This window comes from Streptomyces sp. NBC_01012, assembly GCF_045162755.1.
In the GTDB taxonomy this organism is placed as follows: domain Bacteria; phylum Actinomycetota; class Actinomycetes; order Streptomycetales; family Streptomycetaceae; genus Streptomyces.
On record NZ_CP108688.1, the window covers coordinates 6339264 to 6356052 of the forward strand.

Genomic DNA, 16789 nt, shown 5'->3' on the forward strand with positions numbered 1-16789 from the left:
AGCCGAAAACCCCCAGCTCACCACACTTATGCCGCCCTTAAGGACCCCTTAGCCCACCCCTCAGGGAGACGGGGCCGGGAGAGGCTACGGACAGGGAAATCGGGCATATCGGCCGGGTCCCTGTCCGTAACTCCCCGCCTCCGCCCGGGGGGTCAGATTTCGACGCCCGGGGTGCCGTCCTCCACCACCGCGGTGGCGCGGGTGGTGATGCCGGCGCCGGGGGTAGTGACGTAGGGGAGGACCCGGAAGTCGCTCGTCCAGCGGTCCTGGTCCACCGTGACGCGTACATAGCCGCGCTGGTTGTTGAAGAACTTCATGTGAGGGTTCGCCGCGAGGTACTTCTCACCGTCCGCCGTCATGTCGGCGCCGTCGCCGCCGCTGGTGATCGAGGTGCCCACGAACTCCGAGCCCACGGTCGCCGATTCCGGGTCGGCGTAGTCGCGCTTGAGGTCCCAGGCGTAGTTCTGGTGGCGGTCGCCCGTGATCACGACCAGGTTGCGCACCCCGCGGCTGTCCGCCTCGGCGAGCAGCCGGTTGCGCTCGGCGACGTAGCCGTCCCAGGGGTCCATCCAGACCGTGGTGCCCGGGCCCGGATCCTGGTCGGTCTGGCCCATCGGGGCCTGGTTGCCGAGGATCTGCCAGCGCGCCTGCGAGCGGCTGAAGCCCTTGTGGACCCAGTCACGCTGCCGGGCACCGAGCAGGGTGCGGTCCGGGTCGAAGCGCTCCGCGCAGTCGGACGAGGTGCCGTCGCCGCACGGCTGGTCGTCGCGGTACTGGCGGGTGTCGAGCATGGTGAAGTCGGCGAGCCTGCCGTAGGGGAGCCTGCGGTACATCTGTACGTCGGGGCCGTTCGGCAACTGGCTGTGACGCAGCGGCGCGTGCTCGTACAGCGCCTGGAAGGCGTCGGCCCTGCGCAGCAGGAACATCTCCGGGTCGTCGTCGTTCTCGGAGATGTCGCCCGCCCAGTTGTTCTCCACCTCGTGGTCGTCGAACGTCATGATCCACGGGAAGGCGGCGTGCGCCTCCTGGAGCGGTGCCTCGGACTTGTAGAGGCCGTACTGGAGGCGGTAGCGGGCGAGGTCCAGGGTCTCCGTGTGGAACTTCGGGTCCGTCTCCACGCCGCGCTTGTTCGTCTTCACACCGGACTCGTAGAGGTAGTCGCCCAGGTGCACCACCAGGTCCAGGTCCTCCTGCGCCATGTGGTGGTACGCGGTGAAGTAGCCGTCCTGCCAGGCCTGGCAGGAGGCGAAGGCGAACTTCAGGTCACGCGGGTCGTCCGAGGGGGCGGGGGTGGTGCGCGTACGGCCGACGGGGGAGATCGCGGAGCCGGCCTTGAAGCGGAACCAGTAGGTGCGGTCGGGGGCGAGCCCGTGCACCTCGGGGTGGACGGAGTGCGCCAGTTCGGGGGTCGCGACGACACTGTCCCGGCGCACGACCCGGCGGAACCGCTCGTCGAGCGCCACCTCGTAGTGGACACGTACGGGCTTCGCCGGCATTCCGCCGAGGCCGTCCTGCGCGAAGGGGTCGGGGGCCAGGCGCGTCCAGAGCACGACGCCGTCCGACGTCGGGTCGCCCGAGGCGACACCCAGGGTGAACGGGTCACCCTTCAGGGTGGGCGCGGCGAACGCGGACTGCGCCTCCCACGCTCCCGTCCCGAGCATCAGCGCGGCGGCTGCCGCCCCGCCGAATCCGAACATCTGCCTGCGGGACACGGAATACGCGACCACGGTTCGTCCTCCTCGGTTGATCTGCGCCAACCTCGGACACGTTGCCGTGAGTTGATGTCATGTACACACGCTGTGTATGGCCGTGGGTCGAGCGGTACGTGAACAGGGCGGCCGAAGCGGAGCCCGGCGGGCTGTCGGTGGTGGCTGAGAGTATGGCGGGTATGACGACGACCGACTGGGACGACGCCGCCGACACCTTCGACGAGGAACCCGACCACGGGCTCAACGACCCGGTGGTACGCGGTGCCTGGGCGCGGCGGATGGAGACCTGGCTGCCCACCGGGCGTTCCGCGGTCCTCGATCTCGGATGCGGCACGGGCAGCCTGGCGCTGCTCGTCGCCGGACAGGGGCACCGCGTCACCGCCGTCGACCGGTCGTCGCGCATGGTGGACCGGGCGCGGGCCAAGCTCGCCGGGACGGGCACCGAGGTGCTCGTCGGGGACGCGGCGCACCCGCCGGTCGGCAGGCAGCGGTTCGACGTGATCCTCGCCCGGCACCTCGTGTGGCTGCTGCCCGATCCTGCGGCCGTCCTGCGGCACTGGTTCTCGTTGTTGCGGCCGGGTGGGCGGCTGGTGCTGATCGAAGGCGTGTGGGACGGCACGGGGATCCCGGCGGCCGACCTCATGGCGCTGCTGGGTGAGCACACGGAGCGTGTCCATCACGAGCCGCTCTCCGGGGACCCCGGCCTCTGGGGCAAGGAGGTCGACGACGAGAGATACGCCCTGGTGGCCCGCGCCGAGCCGGCGCACCGGCACACCGAGGTCGTCGACGTCCACCTCATCCTGCGCAGGGGCTCCGACGTGCTGCTCGCCCGGCGGGCCGGCACCGGGTACGCGGACGGGCTGCTCCACGCCCCGTCGGGACACGCGGAGGACGGTGAGGACGTCAGGGCGGCGATGGTCAGGGAGGCGGCCGAGGAGATCGGCGTCACGCTGGACCCGGACGAGCTCCGGGTGGCCCTGGTCATGCAGCACAGGGGGCCGGGTGGCAGCCCCAGGACGGGCTGGTTCTTCGAGGCGGACCACGACCCCGCGCGCCCGCCCAGCAACGCGGAGCCGGACAAGTGCTCCGAGTTGGACTGGTTCCCGCTGGACGCGCTGCCCGACGACATGGTGGCGTACTGCCGTGCCGGCCTCGACGGATACCGCGCCGAGCAGCGCTTCCTCATCCACTGGCACGAGGACGCCGACACCGTCGCGTACGCGCCCGAGGGCATCCGGCGCGCGGTCCCGCTGCCGGTCGCGGCGGGACCCACCGGACGGATCCACCACATCGAGCTGTGGGTGCCCGACCTGGCCGAGGCCGAAGCGGAGTGGGGCTGGCTGCTGGGCGAGCTGGGCCATGTCCCGTACCAGCGCTGGGAGTACGGCCGGAGCTGGCGGCGCGGCGAGAGCTATGTGGTGGCCGAGCAGTCGCCGGCCCTGGCGGCGCGCACGCACGACCGGCTGCGTCCTGGCCTCAACCACCTGGCGTTCCACGTCGGGGACCGCGCCACGCTCGACGCGCTGGTGGCGCGCGCCCCCGGCCGCGGCTGGCGGCTGCTCTTCGCCGACCGCCATCCGTACGCCGGAGGCAGTGGGCACTACGCGGCGTACCTGGAGAACACCGCCGGGTTCGAGGTGGAGTTGGTGGCCCCCTGACCCGGGGGGACCGCCCGGCTCAGCGGAGCAGCCCCGCCAGCCCCTCCGTGCGGGCCAGGTGCTCCAGTTCGTCCAGGGCCCGGATGGCCTCCCGCGCCGCCGGGGGGTCGCTGCCGGCCAGGCCGCTCTCCTCGAACTCGTCCTCGTCGAGCCGCAGCACGGATGCGCCGTCCGCCGACACCCACAGGTCCAGGTCCAGGTCATCGACGAGGAGTTCGGCGCCCCGCAGCACCGCGGGGCGGGTGATGTCGCAGTACCAGCCCTTCAGCCGTCCGGTGGCGGTGCGGACCTCCTTCACCGCGTACCACCTGTCGCGCCAGTAGTGCTCGGTGAAGACATCGCCGGGCTCGAAGCGTACGAAGCCGAAGTCCCGGACGCCCGGGGCCGCCCACGGGGCACGGACGGTGATGCGAGTGCCGTCGTCGCGGACCGGCTCGGCGGGGTAACAGATTTTTGTGCGGCCCGCCTTGACCAGGGTCACCGTGAGGGTGGGGCCCGGTTCAGCCGATCTCGCGGACATGACGTACCTCCGTGGCGCAGATCTCGTAGCCGAACCAGCGGTTGACCGCCAGCATCGGGCCGTTCCCGGCGTCGTTGCCGGTGTAGGCGTCCGTGTACCCGGCGGCCCGTGCCCGGTGCAGGGAGTTGTTCTTGGCGAGCTTGGCCAGCCCTCGGCCGCGGAACGCGCGCAGTGTGCCGGTCATGGCCGACCAGTAGCGGCTCAGGCCGTCGGTCTGCGCCGCGCTGAACGCCGCGATCCGCCCGTCCACCGTCACGACCGTGGTGAGCGCGCGGTCGAAGCCGGGCCGCCGCCAGGTGGAGGCCAGCCAGTTCTCGTAGTCGGAGAGCTTCACCGGGATGTCGCCCGGCTCGTCCGCGGTCACCTCCGCGTCGGCCTCGAACAGCGGGCGCGGATCGTCCTCGAAGCCGGCGGCCGTGAGCAGCCGGACCCCGGGAGGGGGATCCTGGAGCGGCGGCAAGGTGCCCTCGTCGAGGCCCAGGCGGAGGAAGTGCGCCGGCCTGCGCGCCGCATAGCCGCGCTTCTCGGCGAACGTCCGGTTGTGCGGCTCGTCGAGGACCCAGGTGTGGACGACGGCCGCACCGGCGCCGGCGAGATGCTCCTCACCTGCCCGCACGAGCAGCGACCCCGCGCCGCGTCCCCTCCTGTCCGGATGGACATACGGATTGCAGAACCCCTGGCCCGGCTTCGGGCTCTCGTGCGAGATGCCCACCTGCGCCGTCCCGATGACCTCGCCGTCCTCCTCGGCGACCAGCAACCGGTACCGCCGGTCGGGATGGGCGTCGGCCAGGTCGCCCAGGACCTGCTCAGGCGTCGTCACCATGTACGGCAGCGCGGCACGCCGCACCCGCACCCAGGCCTCGGCGTCGGCCGGCAGGAAGTCACGTACCAGTACCGTCATGGGCCGGACGCTAACGCGGGGCACCGCCGGGCCGCCTCCGAATTTCCGGCGGCGGGCATCGGCGGCGCGGGTCCCGGTGGGAGAGAATCGGTGCGTGACTCTGAAGATCGCCGTTGACCCGGACTCCGCCACCGCCCCGTACGAGCAGTTGCGCGCCCAGCTCTCCGCACAGGCGCGCTCCGGCGCCCTGCCCGTCGGTTACCGTCTCCCGACCGTGCGCGGGCTCGCCGGGGAGCTGGGGCTCGCAGCCAACACCGTGGCCAAGGCCTACCGCGCGCTGGAGACCGACGGGGTGATCGAGACGCGGGGGCGCAACGGGACGTTCGTCGCCGCCGCGGGTGACGCCGCCGCCCGGCACGCGGCGACGGCCGCGCAGGAGTACGCCGAGCAGGCCCAGCGCCTCGGACTGTCCAGGGCCGAGGCGCTGGCCGTGGCCGAGGACGCCGTACGGGCGGCCTACGCGCGATAGCGCACGGCGGCACGGTGGCGTGACGGCACGGTGGCGTGGCGGCGCGGTGGATCAGAGGTACAGACCGGCGTCCGCTCCCGCGTCCTGCTTCGGTACCGACGCGGGGCCGCTGCCCCGGCGCAGGGCGTACAGCTCGGCCAGCGTCGCGCCCTCGCGGCCGAGCCCCTCATCGGTGCCCAGCCAGGACACCGACTCCGCGCGGGTCAGCGAACCCACCTCGATACGGGCCAGACAGCGGCCCGGCCTGACCACCGCGGGGTGCAGCCGCTCCAGGTCCTCGTTGGTCGTCACGCCCACCAGCACATTGCGGCCCTGGCCCAGCAGGCCGTCCGTCAGATTGAGCAGCCGGGACAGCGCCTGGCCCGCCGTGTGCTTGGCCTCGCCACGGATCAGCTCGTCGCAGTCCTCCAGGAGAAGCAGCCGCCACCGCCCCTTCGCCGAGCCGTCGTCCTCACCGATCGCGATGTCCATCAGATAGCCGACGTCGTTGAAGAGCCGCTCCGGGTCGAGGACGCAGTCGACCTGGCACCAGTCCCGCCAGGACCGGGCGAGGGTACGCAGGGCCGAGGTCTTGCCGGTGCCCGGAGGGCCGTGCAGCAGGAGCAGCCGGCCGGAGATGTCGTCGGGGGTGACCTTCATCAGGCGGCCCATCGCATCGGCCACCGGAGCGGTGTAGTTGGACCTCACCTCGTCCCAGGTGCCGGCCGCGATCTGCCGGGTGGTGCGGTGCGGGCCGCGGCGCGGGGAGACGTACCAGAAGCCCATGGTCACGTTGTCGGGCTGCGGCTCCGGCTCGTCCTGGGCGCCGTCGGTCACCTCGGAGAGGATCTTCTCGGCCAGCTCGGCGCTGGTGGCGGTGACCGTGACGTCGGCGCCCCGGCTCCAGCGGGAGACCAGCAGCGTCCAGCCGTCGCCCTCGGCGAGGGTCGCGCTGCGGTCGTCGTCCTTGGCCGACCTCAGCACCTCGGCGGCCGGGGGCAGCAGGGTCGCCCCCGGCTTGACCCGGTCCAGCGACGAACTGTGCGAGTGAGGCTGCTCGCCCGTCGCGAAGCGGCCCAGGAACAGTGCGTCCACGACGTCGGACGGCGAATCGCTGTCGTCGACGTTGAGGCGGATCGGCAGGGCGGACTCGGGGTTGGCAGACATGACGCCCATGATCCGGCACAGCGGCACCCCGCGCACCCAGGTTTCGGCAGCCGGGGTCAGCCGGGGCCACCGAACCGGTGGCGGGCCCGGCGCGCGCCGCGCACGAGCGCGAACCCCTTGGTGAGCACCCGGTCCACGGCGAACGTCCGGCCGACCGACCGGCCCTCGATCAGCCGCGCGAACTCCGCGGCGCCGGTGGAGCGCCTGACCGTCACCCGCTCCAGGGCATAGGGGCCCTGGCGACGGCGTGCCAGGGCGTTGCCCACCGCGAGGGACTGCGCGAAGCCCGCCGCCCGCACCGACTGCCGCACCCGGCGGGTGGAATAGCCGTAGGGGTAGGCGAAGGAGGCCGGGGGAGTGCCCAGTTCGGCGGTGACGATCTCCCGGCAGCGCACGGTCTCGGCCCGCAGCGACGCCCCGTCGAGCTGGTCGAGCTGCGGGTGGGTGTGGCTGTGGCCGCCTATCTCCACGCCCGTCGCCGCGAGTTCGCGCACCTGGCCCCAGTCGAGCATGGTGTCCGGGGCACCGCCCTCGTCGTACGCCCCGCGCAGCCAGCCGGTGGTGACGAAGACGGTGGCCACGAAGCCGTGCTCGGCGAGCACCGGCAGGACATGCCGGTGTACCCCTTCGTAGCCGTCGTCGAACGTGATCAGCACCGGCCGGGGCGGCAGGGGCCGCCCCGTGCGCCAGTGCTCGCCCAGCGCGGCCGTGGTGAGCGGGGTGAAGCCGCGCCTGGCCAGGATCTCCATCTGCGTACGGAAGGCGCCGGGCGACACCGAGAGGCCGTACACACCGTCGGCCGGGCGACGGCCGACGGCGTGGTACATCAGGATGGGCACGGCCGAGCTCAACCGACCTCCTCGGGCGCGTCGGCCGGCCGGATCGCCGGCACGGCGAAGGACACACCGTCACGCCGGACCCGTACGCTCCCCACCGCATAGCCGGCGGCGGCCGCCAGGACGCCCGTCACGACGGCGCCGGCCCGGCCCGCCCCGCCGGGGCGGCCGAGCAGGAAGTCGCGTACGCCCCGCCCCACTCCGGCCGGGAGCACCCGGGTGGTGTAGCGGCGCTCGGACTCCAGGCCACGGCCCGCGCCGACGCTCCGGGCGACGAGCGCCTTGGAGAGCCCCTCGGCGTACGTACGGGTGCGGAAGTAGCCGAAGCGTTCGCGCGCCCGGGGGACCTTGTGGTGGATCACGGCGCGGTCGTCGATCAGCAGGACGGCGTGGGGGAGTGCCCGGCTGAGCCGGATGCACAGCTCGGTCTCCTCACCGCCCAGCGGCCGTTTGTCGCCGTCCCGCCCGATGCCGGTGGCGAAGCCGCCCGCCGCGTCGAAGGCGGCCCGCCGGAACGAGGCGTTGCCACCGAGGACGTTACGGACGCGGACCGTGCCGGGCGGCAGCCCCAGGTAGGTGCACCCGACGACCCAGTCGAACTCCTCGGGGAACCACGGCGGCCTGCGGCCCGATGCCCATGAGGGCAGGGTCCGGCCGCCGACGGCCATCACCTCCGGATCGTCGTAGCCCTTGTCGAAATGGCGCAGCCAGTCGGGCTCCGCCACCGCGTCGTCGTCGAGGAAGGCGACGATCGCGCCGCGGGACGCGGTGATGCCCGTGTTCCGGCCTGCCGAAAGACCGCGCGGGCCCGCGTTCGCGAGGACCCGCACCCCCGGGGTGTCCGCGTACTCCCCGGTGAGGCGGCGCAGCAGCGCCGGATTGTGGTCCACCACCAGGAGGATCTCCCGGGCCGGCAGGGACTGCGCGCGGACCGAGGCGACGGCCTGGAGGATGTCCTGCCGGCGCTCCTCGGTGTACGCGCAGATGACGACGGAGAAGTCGCGTGGGCTCACAGGGTCCGTCCCTGGCCGATCACGGCGGGAACCGCCGCCGTCCTGCGCCCGCCGCGGCGCTGCCCCTTCTCCTTGAGGATCACCCGGAGCACCCGGAGGCCGTCCCGTACGGCGCTGAGATTGCTGACGCCGTGGATGCGGTTGTACTCGTGGCTGGGCACCTCCTGGACCCGCAGACCGGCCTTGACCACCCGGATGTTCATCAGGGTCTCGATCTCGAAGCCGGTGCAGTCCAGGGTGATGCGGTCCAGGCAGTGCTTCCAGAAGGCGTTGTAGCCGTAGCAGAGGTCGGTGTAGCGGGCTCCGAACTTGCGGTTGACCACCGTGCACAGCGCCCGGTTGCCGAGCTTGCGGACGGGCGTCATGTCGTCCGTGCCGCCGCCGTTGGCGAAGCGGGAGCCCTTGGCGAAGTCGGCGCCGCCGACCAGGGCGGAGACATAGCTGACGATCTCCTCGCCGTCCGCCGAGCCGTCCGCGTCGACCATCACGATGATGTCGCCCGTGCAGGCGGCGAAGCCACTGATCAAGGCATCGCCCTTGCCCTTGCCGACCTGCTTGACGACCACGACGTCCGGCCGGAGTTCCCTGGCCACCCGCACGGTGTCGTCGGTCGAATTCCCGTCGACGAGCACGACTTCATGAATCCAGTCGGGCAGCGTCCTGAAGACATGAGGAAGATTCTCCGCCTCATTCATGGCGGGGATCACGACACTTACCGGTGGCGCTATCGCGAGGTGCGAAGAGATCGGCCGGTATGCGCTCCCCATGCGAACGGCTTCGGTCTCTTCGACGGCAGGTCTGATCGAGGAAGGCAGAACTGAACTCATGAGTCTTTTCCCTCTCGTCCGGTGGACGGCCCACCCCCGGGCTGTCCGGATAAAGGTCCGGTTCGAAAGGGGGGTTCTCACCCCGGCCATGACGGTATGGCGCTCCGAGCTGGCTGGATGTGGCAAAACTGGCCGCACGGCGCCCGACTCGAACGAGTGCGGACGCTGAGCACGGCACCCCCCTACCGTGCCCCGCTCGGGTATCCATCGCGGCTGCCTGAGCCCTCCCCTGGAGCCGCCTGCGTGATGGGCCTTTGCGGGTTGATCTACGACGGTATTGACGATTGGAACTGTATGGCATGACATCCGTGGATGTCCCGCACTTTCAAGACTTCGGCGGAACTGTCACAGTCAGCTGCGGAATTGACGCTTCCCATTACGGATGGTGTATCTGCCCTGACTGTTACCGTCTCATGGCTGATGATCCGCATGGTCGACTTCGCCCCCCAGCGCGCCGGATGCCGGATTTCAATGTGACGTACCGCCAGGGGGCCGTCAAGAAGGCGTTGTCGAAGCTTCTTGGCATGGACACTTCCGAAAATGCGGCCGGTGCTGCTTACTACGGAGTAGGCGGAGATCCCGCCCAAGGAGGTTCCATGAAAATGTCCAGACTCGTGGCGTTCTCGTCCTCTCTTCTGCTCGGCACCCTTCTCGCTCTGACCGGTGCCGGAGTCGCCCAGGCCCAGGAATCAGCGGCCGTCGACTACGTCGCCCTCGGCGACTCGTACGCGTCAGGCGTCGGCGCCGGCAGTTACGACAGCGGAAGCGGCGACTGCAAGCGCAGCACCCGCGCGTACCCCGCCCTCTGGGAGGCGGCCAACAGCCCCGCGTCGTTCGCCTTCACCGCCTGCTCGGGCGCCAGGACGGGCGATGTCACGGCCGGTCAGCTCGGCCCCCTGAACTCAGGGACCGACCTCGTATCGATCTCCATCGGCGGCAACGACGCGGGCTTCGCCGATGTCATGACCACCTGTGTCCTGCAGTCCGAGGCCACCTGTCTGAACCGGATCGCCACCGCCCGCGCCTACGTCGACTCGACCCTCCCGGGACAGCTCGACTCCGTGTACGCGGCGATCAGTGCCAAGGCGCCGTCGGCCCATGTCGTCGTGCTCGGCTACCCCCGCTTCTACCAGCTCGGCGGCAGCTGCCTCGTCGGCCTGAGCGAGGCGAAGCGGTCCGCCATCAACGGCGCCGCCGACTACCTCAACGCCGCGACCGCCAAGCGTGCGGCGGACCACGGCTTCACCTTCGGCGACGTCACCTCGACCTTCACCGGGCACGAGATCTGCTCCGGCGACGCCTGGCTGCACAGCCTGGACCTGCTCAACATCGGTCAGTCCTACCACCCCACCGCCGCCGGGCAGTCGGGCGGCTACCTGCCCGTTCTCAGCGCGAACGCCTGACCGCTCCGGGGTCACGCGCCGAGGAGGGGGCCCGGTCCGTGAATTCGGGGCCCCTCCTCGTGCACCACGACGGCCACGGGCGATGCCCGGCCGCCGCTCCTGTCGTCCGTGTCCTCGCCGCCGGTGCCGCCCGTCAGGGCCCAGGCGAGGCCTCCCGCGATGAGCAGCACGGCCAGCGCGACCAGGGCGCCCACGGCCAGCAGGATGCCCGTACGCCTCGTGAGGCCGGCGCGGCCGACGGGATCCTGAGCGCCTGATGAGGCGCCCGGCGAGGCGTCCGGGGATGTGCCGGGCGATGTGCCCGGTGGAACGCCCTCGGGATTCCCGGCCGTTGCCGTGACGGCCTCCTCCTTCGGAGGGGACGGCGGCCGGGCTGCCGCACCGCCGCCGGGCGATCCGTTGCCGCCCACGGCCAGGATCCGCAGCCGGCGCTCCGCGTCCGCGGCCGTGAGCCGCTCGGCCGGGTCCTTGCGCAGCAGCCCCTCGATGACGGGAGCGAGCGCGCCCGCCCGCAGGAGGGCGGGCGGTTCCTCGTCGGTCACCGCGCGCAGGGTGTCGCGCGGCGAATTCCGGCCGAACGGGGACCGTCCCTCCGTGGCGGCGTACAGAAGCACTCCGAGCGACCAGAGGTCGGATTCGGGCCCCGGCGTGCGCCCCAGCGCACGCTCGGGCGCGAGGTATTCGGGCGAGCCGATCGGTTCGCCTGTCGGGGTGAGACCCGCGCCGTCGGCCGGGGTGATGCCGAAGTCCTTCACCATCACCCGCCCGTCGTTGGCCAGCATGACGTTGCGCGGCTTCACATCGCGGTGCAGCATCCCGGCCTCATGGGCGCCCCGCAGCGCCGCGAGCACCTCGGCACCGATCCGGGCCGCGCGCCGGGGGGACAGCGGGCCGTCGGCCTCCAGGACATCGGACAGGGCGAGCCCCCGGACCAGCTCCATCACGATCCAGGGGCGGGAGTCCTGGACGACCACGTCATGGACGTCGACGGCGTTGCGGTGCGAGAGACGGGCCGCCGATCTGACCTCATGCTCCATGCGGGAGTGCAGCAGCTCGGTGTCGGCCTCGGACAGTGGCGCCGGCGCCCGCACCTCACGCACGGCCACCTCGCGCCCCAGCACCTCGTCACGGGCGCGCCACACGATGCCCGCCCCGCCCTCGCCCAGCGGGTCGAGAAGGCGGTAACGATCCGCGATCACACGTCCGGTGCCCGGGACTTCGCTCATCGGTGACCCTCCATCAGCAGCGGTGCGCAGTACGGACGAATCCCCTCCAAGCTAACCCAACGCGCCCCGGAACCGACAGGATCCGGTAACGGGCCGTCAACCATCACGTACAGGAGTGCAATCCTCCTGCCGGGATACACGAGTGTCACCGGGGGACGATAGGGTTAACCTGCCCGGGCCGGGTGCCCTCGTACGGGTGGGGAGTGACATGGAACAGATAACGGTGCGCAGCAGGCCGCGTGTGCCTGCCATCACATGTGGGAGCGGTGCGACCAGTTCGCGCCTCGACCGCCATCTCGCGGTGCTGGGCGGACCTGCCGTGCCGCAGCGCGAGTCGGCGGAAGCGACGCTGCTGATGCTCGAACTGACCTCGCGCGACGCCGCGCACACCCGCAGGAGCAGGAGCGCGCGTGTCTCGCTCTTCGCCCCGCTGCGGCGACTGCGGCGCTCGCTCTTCGGCAGCCGCCGCTGACCGACGGCTTCACGACCGGTCCGGCCCCTCCGCTCAGGGCCGAGCCCACGATCACTTCGTCCCGGCGCAGTGCTGCTGTCCGCCCGTCCGTCATCCCCAGGGCCGGCAGTGTTGCGTCGGTGTGCTCCCGCAGCCGCTTTCCCAGCGCCGGTACGGCACCATCGGCGTCGGCTCCTCACCGCTGACTCTCACAGCAGCGCGAACTGCCCTTCGGGCCCCTCCTCCTGGTGGTCGAGCACGGACGCGGGCCGCCGCGCCCACGCCGGTGCGGGAAGCACCCCGGCCGTGTGCAGCGCCTCCCGGGTCAGGAGGTCCGCCTCATCCAGCCGGTCACGCAGGGCCTGTTGCCGGGGCAGCAGCCCGGAGAGCAGGGCCAGAACGGTGATCAGTTCCAGCAGCTCCGAGGTCCGCTCCTGAGGCCAGCCGCGCGGTCCCACCGCCGCCAGCCCCTCCGCCGTCAGTCCCTCCGCTCCCGGCCCGCCCGCCGCAGCCGCGTCCGCCGTGCGGCGCTCGAACCACAGCTCCAGCACCCGTACCCCGCTGACCCGGAAGTCCCAGGCTCCGGCGGGGACCGGCGAGATCCGGCCTTCACCGATGAAGAGCGTCTCCTCGTCGGCCTCGTAGCGCGGACCGGCCGGCCTGGGCGGCAGGGCGGCCCGCACATACGGGCGCCGGCCGCCGGGCAGACGCGGGCGCTCCCCGCCGTGTGCCCCGCGCAGCTGGAGCCGCAGCAGCTCCCGGCCGAGCTCCAGGCCCTCGGCCCACAGCGCGGCGTCGGCGGGCAGCGGCACGAGCGGCCCCGCGGGGGAGGGGCGCGCGGCGGCGAGTGCCCAGGCCAGGACGGACTCGGCGGTGACCGGCGCCCCGTACCTGGCGGTCAGCTCGGCGGCGAGGCCCGGCGTGAGATTGGGATCCCGCGCGCCGGGCCGCCGGTGGAGCGGCCGTATCCGTCCTGGCCGCCCCGCGGGGGAGTACCCGTCCGGCAGCAGCGCGGTCGCGTACAGGGCGGGGCCGCTGTCCCGGGGCACATAGCCGTGCTCGACGGCGAAGATCTGGTGTCCGTCGGCGACCCGCCACAGCTCGGGGCGGGCCGCGTCGAGCAGCCGGTGGTCGGGAATCAGCCACTGTTCGTCGAAGGGCCCGTGCGAGATCCGTACCGGTTCCGGGTACGGGCCAGGGTCCCGGGCGAACGCGCTCGTCCCGGTGGATCTGCCGGGCAGTGCCACGGCCGGGGTCAGCGGCGTACGCGAGCGGCTCGGCCGGAACAGGCGTTCCTGCTCGGCGCCTTCGGCCCCCACCAGCAGGTCCCAGCGGGCCCGGAGCGAGGCGGCGTCGGGGGCGGTCACCCAGGGGCGCCCCGGTCTCAGGGGGCGCACCGACCACGGCATGAGGTCGTCCAGCAGCGGGAGCGCGTCGCCCCCGCCGGCTTCGGCCGCCACCCGCGCTGCCACCGTGCGTCGTCCTCCCCGTCGCCACGTCCGCCGCCGCTGCGGCCCTTCGGCATCGTAACGACCGCAGGGCTGCCGTCACGAGCCGCCGGTCATGTCCGCCGCCGTCGTCGGACGCCGCCGTCGTCGGACGCGGCCGTTCACGTCCCGCCGCTGTCGGACGCGGCCGTTGATGCCCCGCCGTCAGTGCGCGTCGACGGTCACGGAGAAGGAGAAGCGGTCGCCCCGGTAGCGGATGCGCGCCACGTCGACCACCGTGCCGTCCTCGTCGTACGCCACACCCGTGTAGTGCAGGATCGGGCTGAGCAGGGGGATCTGGAGCAGCTCGGCCGTGACCGGGTCGGCGAGGCGCGCCTCGACGGTGTCCGTGATCCGGGAGATCCGTACGCCGACGGCGTTCCGCAGCACCTTGGTCATGGGCCAGCGCTCCAGATCGGCCACGTCGAGCCGGGCCGCGATCTCCGGACGGACCGCGTTCTCCGCCCAGTTGGTGGGCTCGCCGCTCTCCTCGTCGCAGCGGAGTCTGCGGTAGCTGACCACCTCGGGGCAGCCGGGGAAGTACTCGGCGAGATCGCCCGGCACCGGTGTCCGGCCGTGGCCGAGCACGGTCGTCCGCTCCCCCGACTGCTGGGCGACGATCGCGTCGATCGAACCCATCAGCCGGACCGGTGACACCCTCCTGGCGCGTGGCTCGATGAAGGTGCCGCGCCGCCGGTGCCTGCTGATCAGCCCCTCGCTCTCCAGCTCCTTGAGGGCCTGGCGCATGGTGAGGACACTGACGCCGTAGTGCAGGGCGAGCTGCTCCTCGGTGGGCAGCCGGGTGGAGGAGTCCTGGGGGCGGCCCAGTATGGAGGCCCGCAGGGACTGCGAGACCTGGTACCACAGGGGCAGCTTCCGGTTCAGCACCAGGGAGTCGGGTGCGAAGCCGGGCGGGCTCGCCTCGTTCACCTGATTCATCCGGTTCCCCCGATCTCCGCGCGGTGCGGCCGTCGGTGCGTGCTCACGGCCGGAAGTTGCGGGTCAGACCCTGCCACACGTCGTCGTACCGGCGCTGGAGATGGTCCGCGCCCGCGGCCTGGGCGGTCGCCGTGACCGGCCAGCGGGTCTCGAACATGAACGCCAGACCGTCGTCGATCCGCTGCGGCTTCAGCTCCGCCGTGCTCGCCCGGTCGAAGGTCGCGGCGTCAGGTCCGTGCGCCGACATCATGTTGTGCAGCGAGCCGCCGCCGGGCACGAAGCCGTCCGCCTTGGCGTCGTACGCGCCCTCGATCAGGCCCATGTACTCGCTCATCACGTTGCGGTGGAAGTACGGCGGGCGGAAGGTGTCCTCGCCGACCAGCCAGCGCGGGGCGAAGACGACGAAGTCGACGCCCGCGAGCCCCGGGGTGTCGGACGGCGAGGTCAGCACGGTGAAGATCGACGGGTCGGGGTGGTCGTAGCTGATCGTGCCCATCACGTTGAAGCGGCGCAGGTCGTAGACGTACGGGGTGTGGTTGCCGTGCCAGGCGACGACGTCGAGCGGTGAGTGGTCGTACGTCGCCGACCAGAGGTTCCCGCAGAACTTGTTGATCACCTCGACCGGCTCGTCACGGTCCTCGTACGCCGCGACGGGCGCCAGGAAGTCACGCGCGTTCGCCAGGCCGTTGGCGCCGATGGGCCCGAGGTCGGGCAGGACGAAGGGGCGGCCGTAGTTCTCGCAGACGTAGCCGCCGGCGGTGGCGTCGAGCAGCTCGACACGGAAGCGGACGCCGCGCGGGATCAGCGCCACATGGCCCGGCTCGGCCCTCAGCAGGCCCAGCTCGGTCCGCAGCAGCAGGCCGCCGTGGACCGGGACGATCAGGAGCTCCCCGTCGGAGTCGCTGAACACCCGGTCATCCATCGAGGAGTTCGCGCGGTACAGATGCACGGCCATGCCGGTGCGCTGTGTGGCGTCGCCGTTGCCGCCCAGCGTCCACAGGCCGGTCAGGAAGTCCGTGCCGGGCGCGGGCTCGGGGAGCGGGTCCCAGCGGAGCCGGTTGGGATCGGGGACGGTCTCGGTGAAGGGGCCGGTGCGCAGGGTGCCGTTGTCGGTGCGGACGAAGGGGGGATGGGCGGCCGAGGGGCGGATCCGGTAGAGCCAGGACCGGCGGTTGTGGGCGCGGGGTTCGGTGAAGGCCGTGCCGCTGAGCTGTTCCGCGTACAGCCCGAGGGGTGCGCGCTGGGGCGAGTTACGGCCGTGCGGCAGGGCGCCCGGGGCGGCCTCCGAGCTGTGTTCGTTGCCGAAACCCGGGCTGTGGCCGAGATTCGCCGCCGTCTTCCTCGCCTGCTCGATGCCGCTCGTCATGGTGCGCTCCCGGTGGATGAGGAGTCCCGTGGATTCCCTGACGAAGAATCCTATGGATCACCGTAGGAATCGAAACGTGGCCCGTCAACGGCATACGGGCATCATGGAGCCGTGTCCCACGCTCATACGAACCTCCGACGCGTCCCCGTGCAGCAGCGCAGCGCCGACCGTCTCGCCCGAATCCTCGACGCCGGCGCCGAGCTGCTCGACGAGACCGGCTACGAACAGCTCTCCACCCGGGCGGTGGCCGACCGGGCCGGTGTGCCCATCGGTTCCGTCTACCGCTTCTTCCCCAACAAGAGAGCGCTGGTCGACGCCTTGGCCGAGCGCAACCTCGAGGTCTACGCCGGGCGGATCGTCGCCCGCCTCGAGGTGATACCGGAGCGTGAGTGGCGTGAGGCCATCGACGCCGTGCTCGACGAGTACCTGGCGATGAAGCGGTCCGTCGCCGGCTTCTCCCTCGTCGACTTCGGCCCTCCCGTGCCCGCGTCGGGTCCCATCGACGCGGAGGCGAACCAGCGTGTCGCCGAGCGTCTGACCGAGCTGCTCTCCGGGCATCTGGCCCGGGGGAGCGAGGAGGCGGTGTCCGCCGAGCGGCTGCTCCGCACCGTCGTGGTCTGTGTGCAGGCCGCGGACGCGCTGCTCCAACTCGCCTTCCGCGCCGACCCGGTGGGTGACCCGGACCTGATAGCGGAGACCCGGATCCTGCTCCGGGCCTATCTGGCGGGCGTACTCGAATAGCGGGCGCGGCGGCGGGCGGCGTCGCACGCCTCGCCAGCATCCGTACCGGTCGGTATGCTCGGTTCGCCGGAGCCCGCGGCCGCCGAGCGCACCGCGG

Annotated in this window: 16 protein-coding genes; 5 read left to right on the plus strand and 11 right to left on the minus strand. The window is 72.0% G+C overall.

The genetic code is table 11. The features are described 5' to 3' along the window. Positions 1-152: 152 nt before the first annotated feature. Entirely contained in the window at positions 153-1727 is a 1575-nt protein-coding gene (locus tag OG623_RS28510; protein ID WP_406150362.1) for an alkaline phosphatase D family protein, read from the minus strand. Positions 1728-1888: 161 nt separating this feature from the next. Here OG623_RS28510 and OG623_RS28515 point away from each other — a divergent pair, with 161 nt between their 5' ends. Continuing rightward, positions 1889-3367, plus strand: coding sequence for a trifunctional class I SAM-dependent methyltransferase/NUDIX hydrolase/VOC family protein (locus OG623_RS28515; RefSeq protein ID WP_406150363.1), 1479 nt, complete (start codon positions 1889-1891; stop codon positions 3365-3367). A 19-nt stretch (positions 3368-3386) separates the two neighbouring features. Here the strand turns inward: OG623_RS28515 and OG623_RS28520 are convergent, their stop codons facing one another. After that, positions 3387-3887 carry a DUF402 domain-containing protein gene (locus OG623_RS28520; RefSeq protein WP_406150364.1) on the minus strand — a complete coding sequence of 167 codons (501 nt, stop codon included), beginning with the start codon at positions 3885-3887 and terminating at the stop codon, positions 3387-3389. Continuing rightward, complete coding sequence (locus OG623_RS28525) at positions 3868-4788, minus strand: GNAT family N-acetyltransferase (RefSeq protein ID WP_406150366.1); 921 nt, start codon at positions 4786-4788, stop codon at positions 3868-3870. The genes OG623_RS28520 and OG623_RS28525 overlap by 20 nt, the downstream gene beginning before the upstream one ends. A gap of 94 nt (positions 4789-4882) precedes the next feature. Here OG623_RS28525 and OG623_RS28530 point away from each other — a divergent pair, with 94 nt between their 5' ends. Further along, entirely contained in the window at positions 4883-5257 is a 375-nt protein-coding gene (locus OG623_RS28530; protein ID WP_406150368.1) for a GntR family transcriptional regulator, read from the plus strand. A gap of 51 nt (positions 5258-5308) precedes the next feature. Here OG623_RS28530 and OG623_RS28535 read toward each other — a convergent pair whose 3' ends face one another. Genes OG623_RS28535 through OG623_RS28550 form a run of 4 tightly spaced genes read right to left on the minus strand, consistent with a single transcriptional unit; the run spans position 5309 to position 9019 of the window. Next, positions 5309-6403, minus strand: a complete 1095-nt coding sequence (locus OG623_RS28535; protein WP_406150369.1) for a DUF5925 domain-containing protein — start codon at positions 6401-6403, stop codon at positions 5309-5311. 56 nt (positions 6404-6459) lie between these two features. Then, positions 6460-7230 (minus strand): polysaccharide deacetylase family protein, encoded by a 771-nt coding sequence (locus OG623_RS28540; protein WP_406152035.1) that lies wholly within the window; start codon positions 7228-7230, stop codon positions 6460-6462. A 20-nt stretch (positions 7231-7250) separates the two neighbouring features. Further along, a complete protein-coding gene (locus OG623_RS28545; RefSeq protein ID WP_406150370.1) occupies positions 7251-8252 on the minus strand; it encodes a glycosyltransferase family 2 protein in 1002 nt (333 codons plus the stop codon). Further along, the gene (locus OG623_RS28550; RefSeq protein WP_406152037.1) at positions 8249-9019 is read right to left on the minus strand and encodes a glycosyltransferase family 2 protein; all 771 of its coding nucleotides are present in this window, start codon (positions 9017-9019) and stop codon (positions 8249-8251) included. The genes OG623_RS28545 and OG623_RS28550 overlap by 4 nt, the downstream gene beginning before the upstream one ends. 656 nt (positions 9020-9675) lie before the next feature. Between OG623_RS28550 and OG623_RS28555 the strand changes: the two genes are divergently transcribed. Further along, positions 9676-10482, plus strand: coding sequence for an SGNH/GDSL hydrolase family protein (locus OG623_RS28555; RefSeq protein WP_406150371.1), 807 nt, complete (start codon positions 9676-9678; stop codon positions 10480-10482). Positions 10483-10493: 11 nt separating this feature from the next. On the opposite strand, the gene OG623_RS28560 is transcribed toward OG623_RS28555, so the two are convergent. After that, the gene (locus tag OG623_RS28560) at positions 10494-11708 is read right to left on the minus strand and encodes a serine/threonine-protein kinase (RefSeq protein ID WP_406150372.1); all 1215 of its coding nucleotides are present in this window, start codon (positions 11706-11708) and stop codon (positions 10494-10496) included. A gap of 208 nt (positions 11709-11916) precedes the next feature. Between OG623_RS28560 and OG623_RS28565 the strand changes: the two genes are divergently transcribed. Further along, complete coding sequence (locus OG623_RS28565) at positions 11917-12180, plus strand: hypothetical protein (RefSeq protein WP_104790182.1); 264 nt, start codon at positions 11917-11919, stop codon at positions 12178-12180. Between the two features lie 188 nt (positions 12181-12368). Here the strand turns inward: OG623_RS28565 and OG623_RS28570 are convergent, their stop codons facing one another. The 3 genes from OG623_RS28570 to hmgA all read right to left on the minus strand — a co-directional run bounded on the left by OG623_RS28570 (position 12369) and on the right by hmgA (position 15951). Continuing rightward, positions 12369-13631: a type ISP restriction/modification enzyme gene (locus OG623_RS28570; protein ID WP_406150373.1), complete on the minus strand. Its 1263-nt coding sequence runs from the start codon at positions 13629-13631 to the stop codon at positions 12369-12371. Positions 13632-13811: 180 nt separating this feature from the next. Beyond that, positions 13812-14585 (minus strand): GntR family transcriptional regulator, encoded by a 774-nt coding sequence (locus OG623_RS28575; RefSeq protein WP_406150374.1) that lies wholly within the window; start codon positions 14583-14585, stop codon positions 13812-13814. A 43-nt stretch (positions 14586-14628) separates the two neighbouring features. Beyond that, positions 14629-15951 carry a homogentisate 1,2-dioxygenase gene (gene hmgA / locus OG623_RS28580; protein ID WP_406150375.1) on the minus strand — a complete coding sequence of 441 codons (1323 nt, stop codon included), beginning with the start codon at positions 15949-15951 and terminating at the stop codon, positions 14629-14631. A 111-nt stretch (positions 15952-16062) separates the two neighbouring features. On the opposite strand from hmgA, the gene OG623_RS28585 reads away from it, so the two are divergent. Next, complete coding sequence (locus OG623_RS28585; RefSeq protein WP_406150376.1) at positions 16063-16692, plus strand: TetR/AcrR family transcriptional regulator; 630 nt, start codon at positions 16063-16065, stop codon at positions 16690-16692. The last annotated feature ends 97 nt before the right edge of the window (positions 16693-16789 follow it).

Excerpts from the sequence above, each read along its gene's own strand:
- OG623_RS28515 (WP_406150363.1), top strand. The coding sequence starts at position 1,889 with ATGACGACGACCGACTGGGACGACGCCGCCGACACCTTCGACGAGGAA.
- OG623_RS28520 (WP_406150364.1), bottom strand. The coding sequence starts at position 3,887 with ATGTCCGCGAGATCGGCTGAACCGGGCCCCACCCTCACGGTGACCCTG.
- OG623_RS28525 (WP_406150366.1), bottom strand. The coding sequence starts at position 4,788 with ATGACGGTACTGGTACGTGACTTCCTGCCGGCCGACGCCGAGGCCTGG.
- OG623_RS28535 (WP_406150369.1), bottom strand. The coding sequence starts at position 6,403 with ATGTCTGCCAACCCCGAGTCCGCCCTGCCGATCCGCCTCAACGTCGAC.
- OG623_RS28540 (WP_406152035.1), bottom strand. The coding sequence starts at position 7,230 with ATGTACCACGCCGTCGGCCGTCGCCCGGCCGACGGTGTGTACGGCCTC.
- OG623_RS28550 (WP_406152037.1), bottom strand. The coding sequence starts at position 9,019 with ATGGGGAGCGCATACCGGCCGATCTCTTCGCACCTCGCGATAGCGCCA.
- OG623_RS28555 (WP_406150371.1), top strand. The coding sequence starts at position 9,676 with ATGAAAATGTCCAGACTCGTGGCGTTCTCGTCCTCTCTTCTGCTCGGC.
- OG623_RS28560 (WP_406150372.1), bottom strand. The coding sequence starts at position 11,708 with ATGAGCGAAGTCCCGGGCACCGGACGTGTGATCGCGGATCGTTACCGC.
- OG623_RS28565 (WP_104790182.1), top strand. The coding sequence starts at position 11,917 with ATGGAACAGATAACGGTGCGCAGCAGGCCGCGTGTGCCTGCCATCACA.
- OG623_RS28575 (WP_406150374.1), bottom strand. The coding sequence starts at position 14,585 with ATGAATCAGGTGAACGAGGCGAGCCCGCCCGGCTTCGCACCCGACTCC.
- hmgA (WP_406150375.1), bottom strand. The coding sequence starts at position 15,951 with ATGACGAGCGGCATCGAGCAGGCGAGGAAGACGGCGGCGAATCTCGGC.